General features: G+C 68.2%; 5 protein-coding genes and 1 tRNA gene. 1 reads left to right on the top strand and 5 read right to left on the bottom strand.

The features are described 5' to 3' along the window. The first annotated feature begins 204 nt into the window (after window positions 1-204). Window positions 205-281: transfer RNA gene (locus VQ03_RS23795), tRNA-Met, on the top strand. 65 nt (window positions 282-346) lie between these two features. Here VQ03_RS23795 and VQ03_RS23790 read toward each other — a convergent pair. The 5 genes from VQ03_RS23790 to VQ03_RS23770 all read right to left on the bottom strand — a co-directional run bounded on the left by VQ03_RS23790 (window position 347) and on the right by VQ03_RS23770 (window position 6,881). Continuing rightward, window positions 347-1,969, bottom strand: coding sequence for a flavin-containing monooxygenase (locus tag VQ03_RS23790; protein ID WP_048453385.1), 1,623 nt, complete (start codon window positions 1,967-1,969; stop codon window positions 347-349). Window positions 1,970-2,294: 325 nt separating this feature from the next. Next, the gene (locus tag VQ03_RS23785) at window positions 2,295-3,617 is read right to left on the bottom strand and encodes an MFS transporter (RefSeq protein ID WP_048453383.1); all 1,323 of its coding nucleotides are present in this window, start codon (window positions 3,615-3,617) and stop codon (window positions 2,295-2,297) included. Between the two features lie 129 nt (window positions 3,618-3,746). Further along, window positions 3,747-4,667 carry a hydroxymethylglutaryl-CoA lyase gene (locus tag VQ03_RS23780; RefSeq protein ID WP_048453382.1) on the bottom strand — a complete coding sequence of 307 codons (921 nt, stop codon included), beginning with the start codon at window positions 4,665-4,667 and terminating at the stop codon, window positions 3,747-3,749. Continuing rightward, complete coding sequence (locus VQ03_RS23775; protein WP_048453381.1) at window positions 4,664-5,857, bottom strand: CaiB/BaiF CoA transferase family protein; 1,194 nt, start codon at window positions 5,855-5,857, stop codon at window positions 4,664-4,666. The genes VQ03_RS23780 and VQ03_RS23775 overlap by 4 nt, the downstream gene beginning before the upstream one ends. Window positions 5,858-5,984: 127 nt before the next feature. Then, window positions 5,985-6,881, bottom strand: coding sequence for a LysR family transcriptional regulator (locus tag VQ03_RS23770; RefSeq protein WP_157064232.1), 897 nt, complete (start codon window positions 6,879-6,881; stop codon window positions 5,985-5,987). Between the last annotated feature and the right edge of the window lie 401 nt (window positions 6,882-7,282).

Raw genomic sequence — 7,282 nt, 5'->3', positions numbered from 1 at the left:
TTGCGAGCGCATCGCAGCCCAGGGTTACGACGGCCTCGCTCTGCGGTAGCCCCCTCCCCCCGAACGCCAACAACCCCGCGAGGCTCGAAGCCTTGCGGGGTTGTTTGATGTATGTGGTTGCGGGGACAGGATTTGAACCTGTGACCTTCAGGTTATGAGCCTGCCAAGCACGCACACAATCCCTCATTCGCGAACACACCCTGGCGCGGGGTGGAGCAGCCCGGTAGCTCGTCAGGCTCATAACCTGAAGGTCACAGGTTCAAATCCTGTCCCCGCAACCACATACATCAAACAACCCCGCAAGGCTTCGAGCCTCGCGGGGTTGTTGGCGTTCGGGGGGAGGGGGCTACCGCAGAGCGAAGCCGTCGTAACCCTGGGCTGCGATGCGCTCGCAGATGCCGCGGTAATGCGCCATGCCGCCAGCATAGGGCATGAAGACCCGCGGTTTACCCGGCACGTTGGCGCCTAGATACCATGAACTGCTTGCCATCGGCAGCAGCGTGGCAGAGGCCGCCTTGTCGACCTCAGCGCTCCAGGATTCGGCCGCCTCCGCCGTCGCCTCGATACGGTCGAGCCCGCGTTCGCGCAGATGATGGAGACAGTCGGCGATCCACTCGGCATGCTGCTCGATCGCCACCGGCATGTTGGTCAGCACCGAGGGGCTGCCCGGTCCCGTCATGGTGAACAGGTTCGGGAAGCCCGGGATCTGCAAGCCGAGATAGCTGAGCGGACCGCCCGACCACACGTCCTTCAGCGCGAGCCCGTCGCGGCCACGGATATCGAGGCTGAGCAGAGGACCCGTCAGCGCATCGAAGCCGGTGGCGAAGACGATCACGTCGAGCGGGTAGGTCGCGTCCCGGGTACGCACGCCCTCCGGCACGATCGCCGCGATCGGCGTCTTCTTCAGGTCGACGAGCGAGACGTTGTCGCGATTGAAGGTCTCGAAGTAGTTGGTATCGATCGGCGGCCGCTTGGTGGCGAAGAGATGGTCCCGCGGCGTGAGCGCTTCGGCCACCTCCGGATCCTTGACGATGCTGCGGATCTTGGTCCGGATGAACTCCGAAGCGGTCTCGTTGGCATCCGGGTCGAGCATGATGTCACGGAAGGCGGCGCGGAAGCGCAGGCCCCCTCGCTCCCACGCCGCCTCGTAGATCGCCCGCCGCTCCTGCGGTGAGACGTCGAAGGCCGAGCGGTCGGCGAAGTCGAATGGATGGCCGTTCGGTGCCTCGCGAGCCTTGCGGCGCAACTCCGAGGAATTCTCGCGCACCCAGGCCTTGAACTCGTCGTCCATCGGGCCGTTGCGGGCCGGCACGCTGTAATTGGCGGTGCGCTGGAACACCGTGAGATGCGCGGCGTCCGCGGCGATGACCGGTGCCGCCTGGATGCCGGTCGAGCCGGTGCCGATCAGGCCGACGCGCTTGCCCGAGAAGTCGACGCCCTCGTGCGGCCAACGGCCGGTATGGTACCAGGCGCCTGAAAACCTCTCGAGGCCAGGGATCGCCGGTACGTTGGCGCTCGACAGGCAGCCGACGGCGGTGATCAGGAACTGCGCCTCGAAACGCTCGCCGGCCTCCGTCGTGACGATCCAACGGTTGGCCGTCTCGTCATAGGCGCCGCCGGAGACGCGGGTGCCGAGCTGGATGTCGCGCCGCAGATCGAAACGGTCGGCGACGTGGTCGAGGTAGCGGCGGATCTCGCCATGTTCCGGGTAGCGCTCGGTCCAGTCCCACTCCTCTTCCAGCTCGCGCGAGAACGAGTAGGAGTAGTAGTAGCTTTCCGAATCGCAGCGCGCGCCCGGGTAACGGTTCCAGTACCAGGTGCCGCCGATGCCCTCGGCCGCCTCCAGCACCCGCACCGACAGGCCGAGCCGGTCGCGCAGCAGATGAAGCTGGTACAGGCCGGAGAACCCGGCCCCGACGATGATCGCATCGTAGCGACGGACGGGTCCGGCCTCGTTTGGCTGTCTCATGGTGTCGGCGTCTCCCTGCCCGGAGCCGTTGCGCCCGGCTCCATGATTGTCGGCGCCCACGGTCATGGCGTAACCGCAGGGTCGGACTTGCCAAGGCTAGCAAGCGGCCGGCGTCCCGACCAAGTCCCATGAACGCGCCCCACCTATGACGGCGCCACGGACGGGTCGCTTCGGGCGACAGGGCGAGAGGACCGCGTAGCCGGTCGATCGCGCCTCGGTCCCGGATTCATTCCTGGGCGGCATCACGACAGCGTCGACCTGTCCATTCCCCTCGCGGCGACCGGTCCGGGGGCGGCTGCGAGATCCGCCGCCGGTCTTCGGGTCGTCAGAGGCTGCGGTCGTTGCGGCGCAGGCTCTCGGGCATGCAGAACAGCAGGAGGCCTGCGGCGACGAGGCAGAGGAGACCGATGCCGTAGAGCGCCGGGGTGGTGGAGCCGGTGAGATCCTTCACCCAGCCGACCAGGACAGGGCTGACGATGCCGCCGAACTGGCCGAGCGTGTTGATGAGCGCGATGCCGCCCGCCGCGCCGACACCGGTGACGAGCTTCGCCGGCAGGGTCCAGAAGGTCGGGATCGACGCGACGATGCCGGAGCCGAGCAGCGCGAGCGCGATCATCAGCGGCACGATCTGCTTGTCGAACAGGCCGGCGAGGAAGAAGCCGGCGGCGGCAGCGACCGCGAGGCCGGCGACGAATTTCGGTCGCTCGCCGGAGGCGTCCGACAGGCGCCCGATCACCACCATGCTGATCGCGCCGCAGATATAGGGAATGGCGGTGAGCAAGCCGACCGAGGCGGCGGCCCCGCCGCTCGCGGTCTTGATCAGGTCCGGCCCCCAGAAATTCAGGCCGTAGGAGCCGATCTGGAGCAGGAAATACACGAAGGCGATCAACAGGAAGCCCGGCTGCTTGATCGCGCCCCAGAGCGAGTGGTCGCCGATCTCACGGTTGTGGTGAGCGATGCGGGAGGACAGGAGCTGCTTCTCCCCCTCCGAGAGCCAGCGCGCATCCGCGATGCGGTCGTCGAGACGGGTGAGCACCAGGGCGCCGAGGATCAGGCAGGGCAGGCCGCCGGCGAGGAAGAGCCACTGCCAGCCGGCCAAGCCACCGACGCCGTTGAGCCCGCCGAGGATCAATCCCGCCACCGGCGCGCCGACGATGCCCGCGAAGGCCGAGGCGACGAACATGAACGAGGTGATGCGGCCGCGGAACGAGGCCGGGAACCAGAGGGTGAGATAGTAGAGGATGCCGGGCGCGAAGCCGGCCTCCATCGCGCCGATCAGGAAGCGCAGGACGTAGAAGTGCCACTCGGTGCGGATGAAGATCATCAGCGCGGTGGCGATGCCCCACGAGATCATGATGCGGGCAATCCAGCGCCTGGCGCCGACCCGGTAGAGGGCGAGATTCGACGGAACCTCGAAGATCACGTAGCCGACCACGAACATGCTGGCGCCGAGACCGTAGGCGACGTTGCTGAAGCCGAGATCGCTCTGGAGCTGGAACTTGGCGAAGCTGATGTTGATGCGGTCGAAGAACGCGAACAGGTAGCAGATCATGATCAGCGGCATCAGCCGCCAGGCGACCTTGCGGACGACGCTCGCCTCGGTGAAGGCGTCGGTGCCGGCGAGCGGGCCGGTGGTGGCGAGGGCCATGGGGTTTCCTCCGGGCATGGGGGCGCCTTCGCCCGGGAGCCGGGCGGGGCAGGTTTTCCGGTTCCAGGTTTTCCGGTTCGATGAGCGATAGAGCGAGGCCGCCTTCTTGCGGGCGGTCCCTCGCGCGTATCAGGCCGCCTTGAGCGGCGGGGCCGGATGCAGGTCGAGCGGCCGGCCGGCCTTGGCGACCTGGCCCGGCACGTCGTGGCCGACGAGGCGGGGCAGGTCGCGCGACAACGCGAGCAGGGCGCCGAGGTCGAGGCCGGTCGAAAGGCCCATCTCCTCGGCCATGCTCACCAGGTCCTCGGTGCAGATGTTGCCGGTGGCGCCGGGCGCGAACGGGCAGCCGCCCAGGCCCCCGAGCGCCGCATCGAACCGGCGCGCGCCGGCGTCGAAGGCGGCGAGCACGTTGGCGAGGCCGCAGCCACGGGTGTTGTGGAAGTGCAGCGTCAGGCGATCCGGGCCGACGAGCGGCAGCACCCGGGCGACCAGGCGGGCGACCTGGCGCGGATTGGCCATGCCGGTCGTGTCGGCGAGCGTGATGCCGTCGACTCCCAAGCGCAGATACCGTTCGACCTGGGCCAGTACCTTGTCCTCGGGCTCGATGCCCTCGAACGGGCAGCCGAAGGCCGTCGCCGCCGTGGCGTTGACGCCGACCTGGCCGCGCACCGTCTCCATGATCGCGGCGAAACCGCGGATCGAGGCCTCCGGCGTCATGCCCATATTGGCGCGGTTGTGGGTCTCGCTGACCGAGGCGACGAGGTTGATCTCGTCGGCCTTGGCGGCGAGCGCCCGCTCGGCGCCCTTCGGGTTGGGCACCAGGGCGACGTAGGTCGTGCCGGGCCGGCGCGTGATGCCGCCGAAGACCTCGGCCGCGTCGGAGAGGGCGGGCACCGCCTTCGGCGAGACGAAGGACGAGACCTCGATCCGGGAGAAGCCGGCCTCGGAGAGTGCGTCGATCAGCCGGATCTTGTCCGCCGTCGGGACGAAGACCGGCTCGATCTGGAATCCGTCGCGGGTCGCGACCTCTTGGACGACGATCTGGCTCACGCGACGGCTCCCTTCCGGCGAAGCGTGGTGATGGCGGCCTCGTCGAAGCCGAGCTCGGCGAGGACCGAATCGGTATGGGCACCGAGCGCCGGGCCCTGCCAGCGCACCTCACCGGGAGTCTCGGAGAGCTTCGGCACGATGCCGGGCATCTTCACCCGGGTGTCGCCCGGCAGGTCCGCTTCCAGGATCATCTCGCGGGCGGCGTAATGCGGATCGGCGACGATGTCGGCGACGGAGTAGATCCGGCCGGCCGGCACCTCGGCGGCATCGAGAACCGCGAGGGCGTCCGTCACCGTGCGGCCCTTGGTCCAGTCGGCGATGACGGCATCGAGCATCGCGGACTGCTTCGAACGGCCGTCGTTGTTGCGCAGAGCCGGGTCCTCGGCGAGGTCGGGCCGGCCGATCGCGCTCATCAGGCGGCGGAAGATCGGGTCGCTGTTGCCGGCGATCACGACGAAGCCGCCATCCTGGGTCGGGTAGGTGTTCGAGGGCGTGATGCCCGGCAGCGCTCCGCCGGTGCGGGTGCGGACCTCGCCGAGGAGGTCGTATTCCGGCACCAGGCTTTCCATGACGTTGAACACGCTCTCGACCAGCGAGACGTCGATCACCTGGCCGGCCCCCTGACCGGTCTTCACCCGCAGGAGCGCCATCAGGGCGCCGATGACGCCGTGAAGCGAGGCGAGCGTGTCGCCGATGCTGACGCCGACGCGGGCCGGCGGCGTGCTCGGGTCGCCGGTGGTGAAGCGGAGGCCGCCCATCGATTCGCCGATCGCCCCGAAGCCGGGCCGGTCGCGGTAGGGCCCGGTCTGGCCGTAGCCGGAGATGCGGACCATCACGAGGTTCGGGTTCAGCGCCGACAGCACGTCCCACCCGAGGCCGAGCTTCTCCAGACCGCCGGGTCGGAAGTTCTCGACCACCACATCGGCCTTCTCGGCCAGCTGCTTGACGACCGCGAGGCCCTCGGGCGCCTTCAGGTTGACGGCGATCGACTTCTTGTTGCGCGACTGCAGGTACCACCAGAGCGAGGTGCCCTCGTGCATCTTGCGCCACTTGCGCAGGGGATCGCCCTCGCCGGGCGGCTCGACCTTGATCACCTCGGCGCCGAACTCCGCCATCAGGCGGGTGGCGAAGGGCGCGGCGATCAGCTGGCCGAGTTCCAGAACGCGAATGCCTGCGAGCGGTCCGCTCATGGCATTTCCTCCACATCGCTATGATTGCACATCGCTATGATTGGACGTGTCCTACTTCACGAAGGCGGGGCCGATCCAACCGTATCTCGCGAGCGGTCGTTCGCGAACAGAGAACGCAGGATGGCGATCAAGCCGCGGCGTGCTGCGACAGGTGCGCGACGAGAAGTCCCGCAGCGGGCGAGAGCGTGCCGGTACGCGTCACGATGATCAGCTCGCGGTTGGCCCAGGGATCGGCGAGCGGCACCGCGACGAGCTGCATCGCGCCGCCGATCAGGCGGAAGACCTGCTCGGGCACGACGCCCAGGCCCATATCGGCCTGGACCATCCGGCAGACCGCGTCGAAGCCGGGCACGTGCACCCGCAGCCGCAAGGGGCGCCCGACCCGCTGCGCCTCGGCCCGGACGCTGTCGTGGATCGAGCTCTGGGCATGCAGGCCGATGAAGTCGTAGCCGAGCGCCTCCGCGAAGGCGATGGACGAATGCCCGGCCAGCGGATGCTCCGCCCGCATCACCAGGACGAGGCGGTCGCGCCGGTAGAGGATGCTGCGCAGGTCGAGGGCCGCGACGCTCCTCGAGCAGATCCCGATCTCGGCCGCACCCTCGGCGACGCCCCGGATCACGCCGCCGCTCGGCCGCTCCTCCAGGTCGATCTTGATCGCTCCCTGCACGGCCAGGAAGGCGCGCAGGTCCTCGGGCAGGAACTGCACGATGGCCGACAGGTTGGCGAGCATGCGGACGATACCGCGCACCCCCTTGGCATGCTCGGCGAGTTCGAGGGCGATCTGCTCGGCGCTCGCCAGCATGCGGCGGGTATGGTGCAGCAGCGTCTCGCCCGCCGGGGTCGGGCGCATGCCCCGCGGCTCGCGGATCAGCAGGGGGCAGCCCAGGGCGTGCTCCAGTTCTCCCAGGCGCTTGCTCACGGCCGAGGGCGCGATCATGGCGCGCCGAGCCGCACCGTTGAGCGTGCCGTCCTCGCAGATCGCCGCGAACAGCCGCAAAGTCTTGAGGTCGAGGCGAGTCAGCAAGCCTGGGGCAGGAAGCGGGCCAGGGGCAGGGCGGTCGTCGGGAATGGCCCTCGCTCTCCTTTGCAGGCTTCGTCCTGCCTTGAGGCTCCGCCTCGGCGGCTTCGCAGGATTCTAGAGCATTTTCCGGTGGAGTGGACACCGTTCCGCCTCAAGGAAGGCGGGAGAACCAAAGTTCTGGAGCGCGGCTCGCCGACAACGCGATCGAGCGCTGGTCCGGGTGGACTCGCCGGCGCTGACGTCTCCTTCCTCCATGCTGTGACGGCAATCAGCTGAATTCGTGCCGCATTGCCCAAATGGAAATTCCGATTTTATTTATATCAGAGGTCGTGACGATATCATTCGTGCCGTCTGTCGGTAATTTTCGACCATGTCTTAGAGGATTTCGAGAAGACGATTTCTGA

Origin of the sequence: Methylobacterium tarhaniae (assembly GCF_001043955.1) — a bacterium.
In the GTDB taxonomy this organism is placed as follows: Bacteria; Pseudomonadota; Alphaproteobacteria; order Rhizobiales; family Beijerinckiaceae; genus Methylobacterium; species Methylobacterium tarhaniae.
Note: the sequence above shows the minus strand (reverse complement) of the source record. Positions and strands in the feature narration are given on the sequence as shown.